Raw genomic sequence first — 16,399 nt, forward strand, 5'->3', positions numbered from 1 at the left:
GTCAGGCGACCGCTTGCTCCAGCTCGGCCAGGCCGTTCTCCAGATGGTCGATCATGCGATCGAGGTCCGGCACCGTGCGGCGGCAGCCGACCAGACCGAAATCGAGGTTGTCGCCATTGGTGGTGAGCGTGATGTTCATGGCCTGCGATTCGAAGGGAATCGAGAGCGGATAGTTGGCGTCGAGGCGCGCGCCCTGCAGATAGACCGGCTTGCGCGGGCCCGGCACATTGGAGATCACCAGGTTGAACGGCATGCGCGGCAACGCCTCGAAACCGGGTAGCAGGGAGACACCCAGCGGTGTCATCAGCGCGGCCGACAGCAGCATCGCCTCGAGTTTCGGCAGCTGCGTGAACACCTGCTTGGCGTCGCGCATGGAGGTGCGGATCTGGTCGAGCCGCGCCACCGGGTCGGCGAGGTGGGTGCCGAGGTTCGCCAGGCAGGCCGCGACCATATTGCCCTCGGAGGTGTCGGCCTCGGCGGCATTGCGGATATTGACCGGCACCATGGCGATCAACGGCTCGTCGGGCAGCGCGTCCCGCTCCAGCAGGTAGGCGCGCAGCGCGGCGGAACTCATGGCCAGCACCACGTCGTTGACGGTGGCCCCGGTGGCCTGCCGGACGTCGTTGATCCGTTCCAGCGGCCAGGACCGCACGGCGATGCGCCGGGCCCCGCCGATGGAGGTGTTGAGCAGGGTGCGCGGTGCGGTCATGGGCAGGGTGAGTCGTCCGTCGAGGGCGCCCCGCAACGGCGCGGCGATCGACCCGCTGGCGCGCAGCAGCCGCGGCAGCGCCTTGCCTGCCTGGGCCCACAGGCTTTCGGGTTCGGCGCTGTCGTCGCGCGGCACCGGCGGGGTGCCCCATGGGACGGCGATCCGGGTGTCGAGCGGGTCGTCGGTGAGGGTGCGCTGCAGCAGCCGCATGGCCGAGACGCCGTCGATGAGGGCGTGGTGCATCTTCATGTAGAGCGCGAAGCGGCCGTCGCTCAGGCCCTCGATGATGCGGCCCTCCCACAGCGGCCGGTGCCGGTCCAGCAGGATGCCGTGCAGACGCTCGGTGAGATCCAGCAGATCGCTCATGCCGCCGGGCGCGGGCAGCGCGGATCGGCGCAGGTGGTAGCCGAGATCCACGGTGTCGGCGTGCGACCAGGCGAGGCTGGAGAAGCCGCCCAGCAGCCGGCTCGGTTTGCGGCGGAAGCGGGTGCGCACCTCGGTGCGCGCGGCCATGGCCTCGAACAGTTCGTGGGTGTAGTCGGGGCCCGCGTCGGCGGGCGGCTCGAACAGCTGGAGGCCACCCACGTGCATGGGGTGCTCGCGGGATTCGATGGCCAGGAATATCGCGTCGAGCGGGTTGAGCAGGTCCATGGGAAGCCGCCTTTGCCGGGTTGGGCAGAACTGCCCGGAGCGGATACGGTGCGGCGACGCTGCCCCCCGCTGCGTTAACAGAAAATCAGGCTATCACTGTCTGTGATTCGGCTCTCGTTGAGCCTTTGAGCAAACCTACGGCATCACGTTCGGTCCGGGCCGCGAAGGCCATGGCGACGGTGGTTCGCCGGCCGTGCGCGAACGGGTGCACGCGATGCAGGGTGGTGTCGGTGCGGAGCAGGTAGAGATCGCCGGGGCCGAGTTCCCAGGAGTGGATCGGATTGCGCGTCAGGATCCGGTGCACATCGGTGTCGTAGGGATCGGGGCAGGTGTGCGCCACGGTCTGCACGAAGCCGCCCTCGGCCAGCGGCGGGCACTCCACCACCAGAACCAGTGTGAAAGCGTAAGCGTCCCAATGCCATCGGCCGAGTGCGTCGTCGTGCCGGCGGCGGCTGACGTGGAAGCGTTCGGGTTCGGGGCAGGGCAGGACGGGTTCGGCCGCGATCACGGACAGGCTGTGCCGCAAGGGTTCACAGTCGTAGAGCTGGGGGATGCAGGCGGTGTGGGCCGCGACGTCGGAGCCGGTCAAGTCCACTTGCTGGCGGGTCGGGCTCTCACCCTCGGGGAGCAGCTCGCCCCACTGCCGGTAGTGGTCGAGCAGTGCGAGGGTCTCGGCCGCGAGCACGCGTTTGACCCGGTGTGGGAGCAGGAAACCGAGTCTGGCGATGCCGGTCTCGGCCAACCGTTTTCGCGCGTGGGCCAGAGCCGAGGGATCGACCTCCCTCAGGTGCCGCCGAGCCGTATCGACCGTGTTGTGAACCCGCATCGCGCACGCCCTTTCGGATTCGATTGTATTGCGTTGTCCGGCAACGACTATGGAGTTGGGTTTCCGCTCGATCACGATCTGAAACGAATTCCTTCGCCGGACGCGCCGAATCGGCCCGATATCGCCCGCGTCCCCAGCCCGCGCGGTAGCTTGATAATTGCTATGGCGGATTACGGGCATGAGCTCAGGTTCGGCATCTTCGTCCCGCCCGATGCGGTGCGCGGGCGTGCCCTGCTGCGCCTGGTGCGGCAGGCCGACGACTCCGGGCTGGAAGTGCTGGCCGTCCAGGATCATCCGTATCAGCCCGCGTTCCTCGACACCTGGACCCTGCTGTCCTATCTGGCCGGCGTCACCCGCACCCTGACCCTGATGCCCGCGGTCGCCAATCTGCCGCTGCGCCCGCCCGCGGTGCTGGCCCGCAGCGCCGCCAGCCTGGACCTGCTCAGCGCGGGTCGTGTCGAACTGGGTCTGGGCGCGGGCGCGTTCTGGGATGCCATCGAGGCCATGGGCGGCGCGCGACGCACGCCCGGCCAAGCCCTGAGCGCGCTGCGCGAGGCCATCGGGGTGCTGCGCGCGCTCTGGGGTGAGGCCGACCGCTCCCGCCTCCCGGGCGACTTCTACCCGCTGCGCGGCGCGAAACCCGGCCCGCTCCCGGCACATCCGATCGGCATCTGGCTCGGCGTCTACGGCCCCCGCGCGCTCCGCCTGACCGGTGAACTCGCCGACGGCTGGCTCGGCAGCGCCGCTTACGCTCCGCCCGTCACCCTCCCGGCCCGCATGGCCGCCATCGACGACGCCGCCCGATCATCCGGCCGCATCCCCGCCCTGATCCGCCGCGCCTACGTCATCGACCCCACCATGGGTCCGCCCCAGCTCACCGATCTCGCCCTGACTCAGGGCATCAGCCAATTCCTGCTCCCCGTCGACCCCGAAGGCGAGCGCCCCACCCAGCATTTCGCGGCCGAGACCGCCCCCGCGGTGCGTGCGGCGGTCGCCGCCGCCCGTGCCGGGCACGTACCCCTCTAGGGGGTTCGGGGGCGAAGCCCCTGAGAGTCACGAGAGTTGATCAGGCCCCGAAGAACCGGTTGTGCATGATCTGGCGGATCGGGGAGAGCAGTCCGTCGAAGGCGACGCGGTCCGACTTCACCGTGTGCAGGCTGGCGTCACCGCGTGTGGGGTCCTCACAGATCACCCGTAGTCGTTTGCCGCCGTGATACGCCGCGCCGAGGGTGAGGTTCACGGTCCCGTCGGCCCCGACGACCCCCCACGGCCCGCTCACGTCGTGGCCCGCGATCTGGCACTTGTTGTTCGGCTTCTCGCCGGTGACGTGCGCGGTCACCTCGCCGCGCCCCTGGATGACTGCCCGGGGTTCGCCATGGGCGGTGGTGGCCGACCCCACGGCGAGCAGGAGGCCGAGGCTGCCGACCACGGTGACGGTGAGTACGCGGTTGCGCAGCGATCGAGACATAACACTGATATTGGACCGCGCCATATGAGCTTTTGATGATGTCGGGGCGTGAATCGCGGGTGAACAGCATGCCAAACCTGGGTGGTGGCCGCTGTGAACGTCACGGTTGCCCTGCAGTATCTTGCATTTCGATCCCACTCCGCACCGACCGGAGTGTTTTCGGTCAAGATTGAGTAGCTGTCGGTACGCTGTGCGCCGTTCTATGTGCCCCGATTGGTAGAGCTGGACGGAACCCTCCCGAGGAGGATGTGGTGACTGCGGTATCTCCAAAACCTGAAAAGGACCTCGAGGCGGTCCGGCCTTACCCGCCCCGGAAGCGCTCCAAAGGATCGTTCATCTATCAATTGGTCACCACGACCGACCCCAAGATGCTCGGTCAGATGTACTTGTTCACGTCGATCTCGTTCTTCCTGATCGGCGGTCTGATGGCGGTGCTCATGCGTGGCGAGCTGGCGCGGCCGGGCATGCAGTTCCTGTCCACCGAACAGTTCAACCAGCTGTTCACCATGCACGGCACCATCATGCTGCTGTTCTACGCGACCGCGGTGGTGTTCGCCTTCGCCAATATCATTGTGCCGCTTCAGATCGGCGCTCCCGACGTCGCTTTCCCGCGGCTGAACGCGCTGAGCTATTGGCTGTACCTGTTCGGCGCGAGCATGGCGACCGCGGGCTTCATCACCCCCGGCGGCGCGGCGGACTTCGGCTGGACGGCCTACACCCCGCTGTCGGACATCGTGCACACCCCGGGCGTGGGTGGTGACCTGTGGATCCTCGGCGTCGCCGTCTCCGGTCTGGGCACCATCCTCGGCGGCGTCAACTTCATCACCACCATCGTGGTCCTGCGCTGCCCCGGCATGACCATGTTCCGGATGCCGATCTTCACCTGGAACATCCTGATCACCAGTCTGCTGATCCTGCTGGCCTTCCCGATCCTGACCTCGGCCGCGCTGGCCCTGTTCTACGACCGGCACCTGCACGGGCACATCTACGACCCCGCCAATGGCGGCAATCTGCTGTGGCAGCACCTGTTCTGGTACTTCGGCCACCCCGAGGTGTACATCATCGCGTTGCCGTTCTTCGGCATCGTCTCGGAGATCTACCCGGTCTTCAGCCGCAAGCCGATCTTCGGTTACACCACACTGGTGTACGCGACGATCGCCATCGCGGCGCTCTCGATCGCGGTGTGGGCGCATCACATGTACGCCACGGGCGCGGTGCTGCTGCCGTACTTCTCGTTCATGACGTTCCTCATCGCGGTCCCGACCGGTGTGAAGTTCTTCAACTGGATCGGCACCATGTGGCGCGGCCAGCTCACCTTCGAGACGCCGATGCTGTGGTCGCTCGGCTTCATCGTGACCTTCCTCTTCGGAGGTCTGTCGGGCGTCATCCTCGCGAGCCCGCCGCTGGACTTCCACGTGTCCGACAGCTACTTCGTGGTCGCGCACTTCCACTACGTGCTCTTCGGGACCATCGCCTTCGCCACCTTCGCGGGCATCTACTTCTGGTTCCCGAAGATGTCCGGCCGCATGCTCGACGAGCGCCTGGGCAAGTGGCACTTCTGGACCACGTTCCTCGGTTTCCACACCACGTTCCTGGTGCAGCACTGGCTGGGCAACGTGGGTATGCCGCGTCGGTACGCCGACTACCTGCCGAGCGACGGATTCACCACGCTGAACACCATTTCCACCATCGGCTCGTTCGTGCTCGGCGCGTCGATGCTGCCGTTCGTGTGGAATGTCTTCAAGTCCTACCGCTACGGCGAGGTCGTGACCGTGGACGACCCGTGGGGCTACGGCAACTCCCTGGAGTGGGCGACCTCCTGCCCGCCGCCGCGGCACAACTTCTACGAGCTGCCCCGAATCCGTTCGGAGCGACCGGCTTTCGAGCTGCACTACCCGCACATGGTCGAGCGCATGCGCGCCGAGGCCCACGTGGGCTGGGGTTCGGGCCAGCACACCGTGCACGAGACCGAGAAGGCGTCCACCACCTAGTTCTCCCGCACGCCACCCGGTTCTCCTCGACATCGAGCGCGGCGGTCGTCTCCGGACGGCCGCCGCGCTCGCGCGCTCGGACACCGTCGCGGCGTGATCTCCCGGCCGCGGGCACGGCCTGATCGGACGTCCATATAACGCCTGATCATGCGTCCATTCGCGGCACGAAAGGAATAGCAGCGGACTTGCTGTCTCGGTGCTGTACTGTCCGCAGTCGGAGCGCGAAACCGCCGCGCTCCGGCGCTATCCGCAGGTCTCGACTTCGGGAGGGACAATGCTCGCCGATTCTCCGGATGTTTGCGATGCCGCACCGGCTTTCGTCCGTCGCACCGCCGAGTCCATGGACTCGCCCTACGACTGGCAACGGCAACTACGGCGCTGGAACGACACCAGCACGGCCGTCGCGCTGACCCTGCCCCGGCTGCTGACCCGGGCCGCCTCCTACGACCCGGAGGCCCCGGCCGTGGTGTGCGGGGGCCTGACCCTCAGTTATCGCGAACTGGACGCGCACGCGAACAGATTGGCGCGCAAGCTGATCGGTGCGGGCATCGGCCCCGAGGACGTGGTGGCGGTGGCGCTGCCGCGGTCGCCGGAATGGGTGGTGGCGGTGTGCGCGGTGGCGCAGGCCGGGGCCGCGTTCCTCGCGGTCGACCCGGACGCTCCGATCACCAGGATCGCCCCGATCCTCGCGGATTCCGGTGCGGTCGCGGGGATTACGGCCGATTACCGGCGGGACTCACTGCCCGCGGCGGGCGCCGGTCCGTGGCTGAGCATCGCTCCGATCACGTCCTCGGCCGGGGACGGTGAGGACGCGCTGGAGGTGCTCGACGCGCGGGCCCGGGAACTGGTGGCCGAGGGCGCCGACGCCCCGTTGCGCCGGACCGGCGGAGAGAGCGCGCCCGGCCCGGCCGGGGTGTGGGCGGCTCCGCTCGCGGACCCGATCACCGATGCCGATCGGGTGCGCCCGCTGCATCTGCGGAATCCCGCCTACGTCGTCTACCCGCTCGAATCGAGCGGTGTGGTGCGGGGCGCGACCATGACCCACACCGCGCTCGCCCATCTCGTGGTGACCCAGGCGCAGCGCTGCGACACCGATCCCGACGCCCGGGTGCTGGCCGCCGCCACGCCGGGTCGCGACACGGCGATCTGGGAACTGTTGCTGGCCTTGGCCTCCGGGGCCACCCTGGTGCTCGCCCCCGCGGGGCCGTACGCGGGCGCGGACCTCTACGAACTCATGCTGGACGCCCGGGTCACCCACGCCGTACTGACCCCGTACATCCTCGCCACCCTGCCCGGCGCGGAACCGCTCCCGGACCTGCGGCTGCTGGCCACCACGGGTGCGGCCTGCCCCGCCAAGCTGACCGGAATCTGGTCGGACGGACGGTCGTTCGTGAGCGGCTACGGCTGGGCCGAGACCGGCCTGCACGCCACCGTGAGCCGCCCCCTGACCCCGGTCGCCCCACACGTGGCGGTCTCCATCGGCGGCCCGGTGGTCGGCACCCGCTGCTACATCCTGGACGAGAAACTGAATCCGCTGCCGCCCGGCGTGATCGGCGAAATCTATGTCGCCGGTGCGGGATTGGCCCGCGGCTACCACCGCCGCCCCGCCCCCACCGGCGAGCGCCTGGTCGCCGACCCCTTCGGCGATCCGGGCGACCGCATGTTCCGCACCGGCGAGATCGGCTGCTGGCGCGGCGACGGCGAACTCGACCACCACGGCCGCCTCGGCATGCTCCCCATCGGCCAACTGGTCGGCTACGGCGACGCCACGGTCCTCAACAACACCGCGGCCGTCTGGCGGTGACGGCGGCGCGGACCCGGCCGCTCCTGCGACCGGCGGCTGCGCCCTGCTGTGGGCGCAGTCAGCCCGGTGGCGCGTTCGATCCCGCAGGGTCGCCGCTTCGATAGGGCGTGTCTCGGGTGGATGGTCGGAAATGGCTGCCGCGCAGTGGCTTTCGCTGCGCGGTAGGTGTCGCCTGGTCACGCCTGCTGGGTGGGCAGGACGATGACCTGGCGGAGATTCACATGCGCCGGGCGGCTGGTGGTGTACGCGATCAGGTCGGCGATGTCGGCGGCGCTCAGGGCGTCGACGAGGCCGAACATGCCGTCGAGCTGGCCGCTGATCTCCGGATTGTCGATGTGGGTGCCGAGTTCGGTGTCGGTGAGGCCGGGCTCGATATTGGTGACCCGGACCTTGCGGGCGCCGAGTTCGGTGCGCAGGGTGGCGGAGAGCTGGGTGATGGCGGCCTGGGTGGCCCCGTACACCGAGTAGGCGGGGAAGGTGACGTGCGCGCCGATGGAGGAGATGTTCACCAGGTCGGCGGGGCGGCCCGCGTCCGCGGCGGCGAGCAGGTCGGGCAGGAAGGCGCGGATGATGCGCAGCCGGCCCGCGACATTGGTGTCGAGCATGCGGGTCCACTCGTCCTCGCGGCCGTCGGTGATCGGGTTGGGCAGCATCACGCCCGCCGAGTTCACGACCAGGTCGGCGGGGCCGAAGGCGGCGTGCACGGCGGCGGCCGCGGCGGTCACGCTGGCGGAGTCGGTGACGTCGACGGTGACGGCCAGCGCGGTCCCGCCGTCGGCCTCGATCTTGGCGGCCAGGGTTTCCAGGCGGTCGGCGCGGCGGGCCAGCAGGGCGACGCGGGCCCCGTTGCGGGCCAGCAGCAGGGCGGTGGCCTCGCCCATGCCGCTGGCGGCTCCGACGATGACGGCGGTCCGGCCGGACAGGTTCTCGTAAGTCATGTCCTCATCCTGCGAGCGTTTCCCCTCCCCAACGAGGGTTGCGCTTTTCCTGGGTCTGCCGGTACCAGGATGGGTTCGTACGCTGGATCCCATGCAGAACGACCTCGGTGACTTCCTGAGCTCCCGCCGCTCCCGGATCCAGCCGGGCGACGCCGGACTGCGCGATTACGGCCGCCGACGGGTCCCGGGCCTGCGCCGCGAGGAGGTGGCGCAGCTGGCCGGGGTGAGCGTCGACTACTACATCCGCCTGGAACAGGGCCGCGGCAAACATGTTTCGGACGCCGTGCTCGACGCGGTGGCCCGGGCGCTGCGGCTCACCGATCCGGAGCGGCTGCACCTGTACGCGCTGGCCCGGCCCGGCGGCACCGTCGACGCGCATCCCACCACGGCGTCGGGCGTGTACAGCGACGCCATCCATCCGGGCGTGCGCCTGGTGCTCGACGCTCTCGCCGCACCCGCTTTCGTGTTGGGCAGGCGGATGGATGTGCTGGCCTGGAATGCCCTGGGCGATTCGGTGTCCGGCTTCTCCCGGGTTCCGGCGGGGGAGCGGAATCAAGCCCGCTACCTGTTCCTCGCGCCGGCCGCGCCGGCCTATTACCCGGAGTGGGAGACGGTGGCCGGTGAGACGGTCGCGTTCCTGCGCCGCGACGCGGGCCTGCACCCCGACGATCCGCGCCTCACCGCCCTGGTCGCGGAGCTGTCCGAGCGCAGCCCGGATTTCCGGCGGCTGTGGGCGTCGCATCCGGTCAAGGAGAAGACGCGCGGCGCCAAGCTGATCCAGCATCCCGAGGTGGGCCGCCTCGAACTCGGTTACGAGACCTTGGCGCTGCCCGCCGATCCGGATCAGCTGCTGGTGGTCTACACCGCCGAGCCGGGTTCGCCGACCGCCGAGGCGCTGGCCCGGCTGGCGGGCCTGCGCTCGGTCGGCGTCTGATCCGCGGGCCGGATCTCAGTTCGTCGCAATGGTTTTGCGGTGCACGGGACCGTGCGCGTCCTGGCAGTGCGGGACGTGGTGGTGGTCGTCGTCGGGGCATTCCGCGTGGTCGGTGTAGTCGACCTGCAGCACGCTGTGGTCGATGTGGTGCTTCTCGGCCAGCATGCGGGCGACCGCGGCCCGCACCGCCTGACTGTCCGCGTCCTCGTCGACCAGGATGTGGGCCGACAGCGACGGGGTGCCCGAGGTGATCTCCCAGATGTGCAGGTCGTGTACCTCGATCACGGAGTCGATCGCGGCCATCTCGGCGCCGATCTCGACCGGGTCGAGGTAGGCGGGCGCGGCCTCGAGGAAGATGCGGCCGGAGGCGCGGACCAGGCCCACGCCGGCCTTCACCATGAGCACCACCACGATCAGGGTGGCGATGCCGTCCGCGCGGGCGAAGCCGGTGAGCATGATGATCAGACCGGCGACCGCGGTGGCGATGAAGGCGAACAGGTCGTTGAGGATGTGCTGGTACGCGCCCTCGACATTGAGGCTGGTGCGGTTGGCCTTGCTGATCATCCAGCTGGCCAGCACGTTCACCACGATGCCCGCCAGCGCGGTGACCAGCACCAGGCCGCCGGTGACGTCGGGCGGGTCGATGAGGCGGCGGATGGCCTCGTAGGTGAGCCAGCCCGCGAGCCCCAGCAGGGTGAGGCCGTTGGCCTGGGCGGAGAGGATCTCGGCGCGTTTCCAGCCGTAGGTCATGCGGCCCTCGGCGGGCCGGGCGGCCAGGCGGATGGCCCACAGCGCCAGCACGATCGAGGCGGCGTCGGTGAGCATGTGCGCGGCGTCGGAGAGCAGGGCCAGCGATTGGGCGATCAGGCCGACGACGACTTCGCCGAGCAGGAACACGACGATGACGGCGAGCGCGCCGGCCAGCCAGCGCTTGTCGCTGTCGGCGGTCGCGCCGTGTGAATGCCCGGCGTGATCGTGTCCGTGTGAATGCCCGTGGTCGCTCATAACCCTCCTCCGTTGTCGCTCGAACAAGACCATATGCATAAATCGCTATGTGTGCAATGTTTGTGACACGTTCGATTCGACCGGATTGCCTGAAATGTGCCCAGACCTGGTCATGAGAGATCGCGGAAGGTCATGAGGAACCCGGCGAAGGCGATCACGAACAACGCGAGGAAACCCAGCGCCCGCAGCCACAGCCAGGGCCAGTCCCGGACCCACAGTCCGGTGAGCATGACCCCGACCAGCATCAACGCCCCGTAGAGGGGGGTGCGCTGCGGATGGCGACCCATACCTCCTGCATACGCCATTTCCCGCGATCGGGCATGCGTGACCCGCCGGGTCCATAAAATCGCAAGGGTGGACGCAATCCTGACAACCATCGGTGTCGTCGCGGTGATCGGTCTCTCGGGCGCGGCCTATGCGGCCTTCCTACTGCTACGGGGGCGTAAATAATTCGCTGACAACGGTTTTCGCGTCGTCCACCGATCAGCTCTCCACGCGCGGCCAGGGGTAGAAGGCCAGGTGGATCAGCAGCACCACGAGTCCGGCGAGCAGGATCGCGGCGACCGGGTGCGCGCGTCGCTCCAGGTAGCCGATGGTGCGAAACAGTGTGGGGAACGGGACATCTCGGGTGAAGACCATGGCCAGCACGCTGGGCAGGATGACCCACATCAGGGCGATCAGTCCGTAGAGCACGTACGCGCCCAGGTAGGAGTGCGGGTTCATGCCGCGGTCGGCGATGGCGAACAGGACGCCGAAGGCATAGGTGGCGAAGGCTGCCGTGAGATAGCCCGCGCCCAGGAGCGTGATCACCGAATCCGTCTTGGTGACACGGCCGTTCACGGTGATGGTGCGTCCCGCCACCTGCTGCACGACGGGTTCGGGCGGGGTGGTCAGTTGCGGGACCGCGTAATAGGCGAGCAGCACGATCACCGTCACCACGATCACCCGCACGATCGAATGCTGGGTCTCGAGGTGGCCGATCGTATTGGAGATGGTGGGCCAGCTCGCCAGCCCGAACACCGATGCCAGTTCCGATACGGCGATGGCCAGCGCGGCCAGGCCCCACATGCAATAGCCCCAGAATTCCACCGAGTGACCCGCGGGTGTGGGTACGAGCTTGGGACCGACAACCTCCGTCATGCTGCCGTTGTATCACTAGAATCGGGGTCTACCTGCGAGTATGTGCAGTCGATGCCAGGTTGTCACGGCTCCGACATCTATCGGTACCGGCGGGTCGGTTCGGGTGTGCCGCAGTCGATTAGGACCACGGGGTCCGGTTCTGGCGACCCGCCGGTTCACCGCTACTTACCGTCCGCGGTCAGGCGGCCGGCGGTGCCCCAGCTGTCCGCGGGGGTCTCGTGGATCCAGACCTGCACGGCCTCGGCCGGAATCTGATACGCGTCCACGAACGCGTCGGTGATACGGCGCACCAGATCCCGCTTCAGCTCGACGGTGCGCGGACCCTGCTGCACGGTGACGATCGGCATGACGTGTTCTCCTTCGTGAAATCCATTGGGACTGAGAACAGTTCACCGGAATTCCGGACACCGGCCAATGGGCGGCTCGTTAACGCAGCGATAAGCGATCCTTATCGCTATTCGCCGGCCAGCAGCGCACCCAGCAGGCGCAGATTCGTCGAGGCGGCATCCGCTCGCACGGCCAACGCGATCGGCAGGCTCATACCCGGATCGGTGAAGGGCCGGAACACGACCCGCGGATTGTGCACCTGCCGGGCATTGGACGCGTACACCACCGTCCACATGGGCGAGCCCGCGCCGATGGCGGCGAGGGTGTCCTGCAAGGTGGTCGACGCGGGCGCGGGCGCCGGTTCGAATCCGGCTCGCGCGCACGCGGCCAGCACCAGATCCACGAGGGCCGGATGATTGCGCCGCTCGGTCAGCCGCAGCGGCACCGCGGCCAGGTCGGCCATCCGCACCGAATCCTGGTTCGCCAGTCCGTGTTTGGCGGACAATGCCACCACCAGCGGATCGTCCCAGGCGGGCAGGAAATCCAGGTCCGGGGTCTCGCCGGGTGCGGGGGAGCGCACGAAGGCCGCGTCCAGACTCCCGTCGGCCACCTGCGCCAGGCGGTCACGCACCGGCAGCGCCACCAGCTCCACCCGCACCCCGGGCGCCTGCTCGGCGAAGGTGTCCAGGACCGCGTCCAGCCGTTCGGCGAGCCCGGTCACCGTCCCGAGCCGGAACACCTCGGCCCGGCCGCCCGCCAGCTCCGCGACCGACGCCCGCGCCTGATCCGCAGCGGCCAGCACGGCCCGGGCCGCGGGCAGGAAGCGTTGTCCGGCCTCGGTGAGCAGCACCCGGCGCGGGGAACGGTCCAGCAGCTGCACCCGCAGGTCCCGCTCCAGCCGCCGCACCTGCTGACTGACGGCCGGCTGCGCGATGTGCAGGCGCTGGGCCGCGCGCCCGAAATGCAATTCCTCGGCGACGGTCACGAAGTACCGCAGTTGGCGCAACTCCACGACGCTCAGGCTAGATAGCGGCCGTACCAATCGATCACGCGCCGCCAGGCTTCGGCGGCGGCGGTGGGCTGGTAGCGCGGGCCGGTGTCGTTGAAGAAGGCGTGGTCGGCGTTCTCGGCGACATAGCTGTCGTGCGGCAGGCCGGCCTGGTTCAGGGCGGCTTCGGCGGCGGGCCGGGATGCGTCCACACGGGCATCGAGCGCGCCGTAGACCGCCAGGACGGCGGCCTGGGAGCCGGTGACCTGGCCGCCCTCGGGGAAGGGGCCGTAGAAGGGGGTGGCGGCGGCGAGCTCGGGAGTGCCGGAGGTGAGCAGCAGCCAGGTCAGGCCACCGCCGAAGCAGAAACCGGTGGCGCCCAGCCGTTTTCCGGGCGCCCGCCGCCCCAGCTCGGTCAGGCCCGCGCGCAGGTCGGCGATGAAGCGGTCCTGGGGGATCTTGCTCAAGGCGGCGGTGGCGGCGGCCTGATCGGTGAAGGTGGCGGTGCCGCCCTCCTCGGAGAGCAGATCCACCGCCAGCGCCGAATAGCCCGCGCCCGCGAAACGGCCGGTCACCGAACGGATGTGGTCGGTCAGTCCGCGGTTCTCATGGATGACCAGCACGCCGCCGCGCGGCTGCGCCGCCTCGGCCCAGGCGGCCTGCAGGGTGCGGCCCTCGGGTCCGGCGAAGGTGATGGGCGTGGCCGGTACCGCGTTCGCGGCGCCGGGCGGCGGGGACGACGGGCTCGCGGAAGGTCCGGCGGCGGTCGTGGCGGGAGTCGACTGCCGGGCCGATTCGGCGCAGGAGGCCAGCAGCGCCACCGCGGCCGGCGCTCCCATGCCGAGCAGACCCAACCGGCGCAGCGCCTCGCGGCGGCTGAGCAGGCCCTCGACGTGGTCGGTGGCGATTTCCTCTGCGATATAGCGCTGCAGCGGCGTCATGCCCTCAGCCTAGGCCGACGCACCGCCGAGGTCCCGGAGGGAACGCTGTGGAAATACTCGGGGCACCCGGTGTTCATTCCGGGGACGGGCCCGGACGGGCTACCGGTAGGCGTTGATGTCGAACGCCCCGTTGGACCGCCGGAACGACTCCGCCGAGTCCGGCCACAGCAGGGTGACGCGGCCGGTCTGCTCGTCGCGGTACCAGCTGGTGCAGCGGCCCTGGGTCCAGACGGTGTCGCGGGCGCGGTTCTCGATATCGGCCATGGAGGATTCGACCGCCTCGGGTGTGACCTCCAGGACGGTCTCCGGCACCGCCGCCAGGTGGTCGAAAGCGCTGAGCACGTAGTCGATCTGGGTCTCGATCACGTAGATGGCCGAGTTGTGGCCGAGCGCCGCGTTCGGGCCGTCCAGGACGTACATGTTCGGGAAGCCGTCCACGGTGGTGGAGGCGTGGGCCGCCATGCCGTTGCTCCAGCGTTCGGACAGCAGGGAGGTGCGGCCGTGGATGCGCTTGGCGATGGACGGGCGGGTGGCGTTGAAGCCGGTCGCGAAGACCAGCACCTCGAGGTCGTGGGCCTGTCCGCTCGCGGCGATGGCGAGGCCGTCGCTGATCCGGGTCAGCTCGGTCGATTCCAGCCGGACGTTGTCCTGTTGCAGGGCCGCGTAGTACTCGTCGGAGAACAGGATTCGCTTGCAGCCGATCTCGTAATCCGGGGTGAGCCGCCGCCGCAGTTCCGGATCGCGGACCTGCGCGGCCAGGTGGTCGAGTGCGCGGCGGCTGAGCAGATCGATCTCCGGGTGCCGGCGGCGGCGCGCGGCGATGCTGAGCTCCGCCTCGGCGAACAGCTCGTCCCGCAGCGCGGTGATCGACTGCGGGTCGGCGGCGAACCCGGCCAGCTCGTCGGGGGTGTAGAAGCGGTCCCCGCGCGGCAGCACGTACGGGGCCGAACGCTGGAAGACCACGACTTCACTGGCCTCGCCCGCCAGCCGCGGCAGGATCTGCACCGCCGACGCGCCCGTGCCCACCAGTCCGACCCGCTTGCCGACCAGGGAGACCTTCGGGTTCCAGCGCGCCGAATGCCAACGGCGGCCCCGGAATTCGGTGAGGTTCGCGATCGGCGGGATCTTGGGTTCGGTCAACCGCCCTGTCGCGATGACCAGGTTCGCGGCCGAGAACTCGCCCTGCGAGGTGCGGACCCGCCAGCGTTCCTCGGCTTCGAGCCATTCCGCCTGTTCCAGTGCGCAATTCAGCCGCAGATACGGTTCGAGGGCTTCCTGCTTCACGCAGGAGCGCAGGTAGTCGTGAATCTCGGCGCCCTCGGCGAACACTCGCGACCAGCGCGGGTTCGGCAGGAACGAGAACGAGTACAGGTGCGCCGGAATATCGCAGGCCACACCGGGATAGCGGTTGTCGCGCCAGGTGCCGCCCACATCCTGGGCCTGTTCGATGATCACGAACGATTCCCGGCCACGGCGGGCCAGCTGGATGCCCATGCCGATACCGGCGAACCCCGCGCCGACGATCAGGACGTCGACCTCTTCCGGGGCATGTGCCGCGGTGAAATTCGAAGCCATGGCGTCAGATCCAGCCGTACTGGGTGGTGCGCTGCCGCAGGGTGCGGCCCAGCTCGCCCGCGATCCGCTCGACATCCTCGACGGTGAGGGTCAGTCCGGCCTCGGGACCCGATTCCGGCGCGAGCCGCCCGTCGAGCAGCAGCCCGCCGAAATCGTTGGCGCCGCAGCTCAACAGCTCGACCGCCGCGGTGACACCCAGCCGCGGCCAGGCGGCCTGAATATTGTCGATCCGCCCGTGCAACAGCAGTCGCGCGACGGCGTGAACGGCCCGGGACTGCCGCCGCAGGCGTTCCGGCACCTCGGGCGTGCGGAATCCGGCCGCCGCGGTGACGGGATCCATGGGCATGGCGATGAATTCGGTGAAGCCGCCGGTGCGGTCCTGAATCTCCGCGAGCAGCCGCAGATGCGCGAGCTGCTGCGCGGGCGTCTCGATATGCCCGTACACCATGGTCGCGGTGGAGGTCAGCCCCGCGCGATGAGCGGCCTCGATCACCCGAACCCATTCGCGCACCGGCAGATCCGGCCCGCCCTTGAGCCGGGCGCGGACGTCGTCGTCGAGAATCCGGGCCCCGGTGCCGGGCACCGACCCCAGCCCGGAAGCCTTGGCCCGCACCAGGTATTCGTCCAGCGGCGCCCCGAGCCGAGCCGCACCGTCGAGCAGCTCCTCGGGCCGGAAGGCGTGCAGATGCAGGGGTGCGCTGCCGGTGATGGCCGAGACCAGCGACAGGTAGTCGTCATCGCTGTCGGCGGGCAGCGGGCCCTGCATGCAGATCTCGGTGGCGCCGAGTTCATACGCTTCGGCGACGAGGGCGGCCAGCCGATCCCGCGTGGCCGAGCCCGACACCGCGGCCGTGTCCAGGTTCCGATTCACGACATAGGTAACGGCATCGCCGACACTCTGCTTCCGCAGGGCGTCCGCGAGTTCCCCCAGCCGGTCCAGTTCGGGGCCATCGGTCTCCAGCAGCGCGAGGTACCCCGCGTCCGGCAGGCCCGCGGGATTCCGCTCCGCCTCGGCCAGCCATTCCCGCACCTGACCCACGTCGGGCGACCCGACCTCGGCGATACCACCATCCACGATCGCCACGATACCGCCGCCCCTCCG

General features: G+C 69.3%; 16 protein-coding genes, 1 tRNA gene and 1 pseudogene. 5 read left to right on the forward strand and 13 right to left on the reverse strand.

Annotated elements, in window-relative coordinates:
* Position 1: 1 nt before the first annotated feature.
* A complete protein-coding gene (locus ACQPYY_RS03545) occupies positions 2 to 1,360 on the reverse strand; it encodes a WS/DGAT/MGAT family O-acyltransferase (protein WP_379107411.1) in 1,359 nt (452 codons plus the stop codon).
* Positions 1,361 to 1,445: 85 nt separating this feature from the next.
* Positions 1,446 to 2,186: a HalD/BesD family halogenase gene (locus tag ACQPYY_RS03550; protein WP_433592734.1), complete on the reverse strand. Its 741-nt coding sequence runs from the start codon at positions 2,184 to 2,186 to the stop codon at positions 1,446 to 1,448.
* A 162-nt stretch (positions 2,187 to 2,348) separates the two neighbouring features.
* On the opposite strand from ACQPYY_RS03550, the gene ACQPYY_RS03555 reads away from it, so the two are divergent.
* Positions 2,349 to 3,212, forward strand: a complete 864-nt coding sequence (locus ACQPYY_RS03555) for an LLM class flavin-dependent oxidoreductase (RefSeq protein ID WP_433592735.1) — start codon at positions 2,349 to 2,351, stop codon at positions 3,210 to 3,212.
* Between the two features lie 40 nt (positions 3,213 to 3,252).
* Here ACQPYY_RS03555 and ACQPYY_RS03560 read toward each other — a convergent pair whose 3' ends face one another.
* Positions 3,253 to 3,654: a hypothetical protein gene (locus ACQPYY_RS03560; protein ID WP_379107414.1), complete on the reverse strand. Its 402-nt coding sequence runs from the start codon at positions 3,652 to 3,654 to the stop codon at positions 3,253 to 3,255.
* 251 nt (positions 3,655 to 3,905) lie between these two features.
* Between ACQPYY_RS03560 and ctaD the strand changes: the two genes are divergently transcribed.
* Together ctaD and ACQPYY_RS03570 are read left to right on the forward strand one after the other, a co-directional pair.
* A complete protein-coding gene (ctaD, locus tag ACQPYY_RS03565; protein WP_433592736.1) occupies positions 3,906 to 5,645 on the forward strand; it encodes an aa3-type cytochrome oxidase subunit I in 1,740 nt (579 codons plus the stop codon).
* Between the two features lie 274 nt (positions 5,646 to 5,919).
* Positions 5,920 to 7,449: an AMP-binding protein gene (locus ACQPYY_RS03570; protein WP_433592737.1), complete on the forward strand. Its 1,530-nt coding sequence runs from the start codon at positions 5,920 to 5,922 to the stop codon at positions 7,447 to 7,449.
* A gap of 176 nt (positions 7,450 to 7,625) precedes the next feature.
* Here ACQPYY_RS03570 and ACQPYY_RS03575 read toward each other — a convergent pair whose 3' ends face one another.
* Positions 7,626 to 8,387 (reverse strand): SDR family oxidoreductase, encoded by a 762-nt coding sequence (locus ACQPYY_RS03575; protein WP_379107417.1) that lies wholly within the window; start codon positions 8,385 to 8,387, stop codon positions 7,626 to 7,628.
* A 91-nt stretch (positions 8,388 to 8,478) separates the two neighbouring features.
* On the opposite strand from ACQPYY_RS03575, the gene ACQPYY_RS03580 reads away from it, so the two are divergent.
* Positions 8,479 to 9,321, forward strand: a complete 843-nt coding sequence (locus ACQPYY_RS03580) for a helix-turn-helix transcriptional regulator (protein WP_433592738.1) — start codon at positions 8,479 to 8,481, stop codon at positions 9,319 to 9,321.
* A gap of 15 nt (positions 9,322 to 9,336) precedes the next feature.
* Here ACQPYY_RS03580 and ACQPYY_RS03585 read toward each other — a convergent pair whose 3' ends face one another.
* From ACQPYY_RS03585 to ACQPYY_RS03605, 5 genes are all read right to left on the reverse strand, one after another.
* Complete coding sequence (locus ACQPYY_RS03585) at positions 9,337 to 10,326, reverse strand: cation diffusion facilitator family transporter (protein WP_433592739.1); 990 nt, start codon at positions 10,324 to 10,326, stop codon at positions 9,337 to 9,339.
* A gap of 110 nt (positions 10,327 to 10,436) precedes the next feature.
* A complete protein-coding gene (locus ACQPYY_RS03590; RefSeq protein ID WP_379107420.1) occupies positions 10,437 to 10,613 on the reverse strand; it encodes a hypothetical protein in 177 nt (58 codons plus the stop codon).
* Positions 10,614 to 10,809: 196 nt separating this feature from the next.
* Positions 10,810 to 11,466: a hypothetical protein gene (locus ACQPYY_RS03595; RefSeq protein ID WP_379107421.1), complete on the reverse strand. Its 657-nt coding sequence runs from the start codon at positions 11,464 to 11,466 to the stop codon at positions 10,810 to 10,812.
* A 161-nt stretch (positions 11,467 to 11,627) separates the two neighbouring features.
* Positions 11,628 to 11,813: a 4-oxalocrotonate tautomerase DmpI gene (gene dmpI / locus ACQPYY_RS03600; RefSeq protein WP_036545806.1), complete on the reverse strand. Its 186-nt coding sequence runs from the start codon at positions 11,811 to 11,813 to the stop codon at positions 11,628 to 11,630.
* Positions 11,814 to 11,920: 107 nt separating this feature from the next.
* The gene (locus ACQPYY_RS03605; RefSeq protein WP_379107422.1) at positions 11,921 to 12,127 is read right to left on the reverse strand and encodes a hypothetical protein; all 207 of its coding nucleotides are present in this window, start codon (positions 12,125 to 12,127) and stop codon (positions 11,921 to 11,923) included.
* Between ACQPYY_RS03605 and ACQPYY_RS03610 the strand changes: the two genes are divergently transcribed.
* A tRNA-OTHER gene (locus ACQPYY_RS03610) sits at positions 12,099 to 12,175 on the forward strand. The two genes, ACQPYY_RS03605 and ACQPYY_RS03610, sit on opposite strands and share 29 nt — an antisense overlap.
* Before the next feature lie 504 nt (positions 12,176 to 12,679).
* Here the strand turns inward: ACQPYY_RS03610 and ACQPYY_RS03615 are convergent.
* The 4 genes and pseudogenes from ACQPYY_RS03615 to ACQPYY_RS03630 form a co-directional block, all read right to left on the reverse strand.
* Positions 12,680 to 12,805, reverse strand: a pseudogene (locus ACQPYY_RS03615) (LysR family transcriptional regulator); the annotation flags it as partial.
* 5 nt (positions 12,806 to 12,810) lie between these two features.
* Positions 12,811 to 13,722, reverse strand: coding sequence for a dienelactone hydrolase family protein (locus tag ACQPYY_RS03620; RefSeq protein WP_433592740.1), 912 nt, complete (start codon positions 13,720 to 13,722; stop codon positions 12,811 to 12,813).
* A 99-nt stretch (positions 13,723 to 13,821) separates the two neighbouring features.
* Positions 13,822 to 15,297: a flavin-containing monooxygenase gene (locus tag ACQPYY_RS03625; RefSeq protein ID WP_379107424.1), complete on the reverse strand. Its 1,476-nt coding sequence runs from the start codon at positions 15,295 to 15,297 to the stop codon at positions 13,822 to 13,824.
* Between the two features lie 4 nt (positions 15,298 to 15,301).
* On the reverse strand, positions 15,302 to 16,372 hold the full coding sequence (locus ACQPYY_RS03630) for an FO synthase (RefSeq protein WP_433592741.1): 1,071 nt from the start codon (positions 16,370 to 16,372) through the stop codon (positions 15,302 to 15,304).
* Positions 16,373 to 16,399 lie beyond the last annotated feature (27 nt).

This window comes from Nocardia sp. CA-145437 (assembly GCF_050956485.1).
Taxonomy (GTDB): domain Bacteria; phylum Actinomycetota; class Actinomycetes; order Mycobacteriales; family Mycobacteriaceae; genus Nocardia.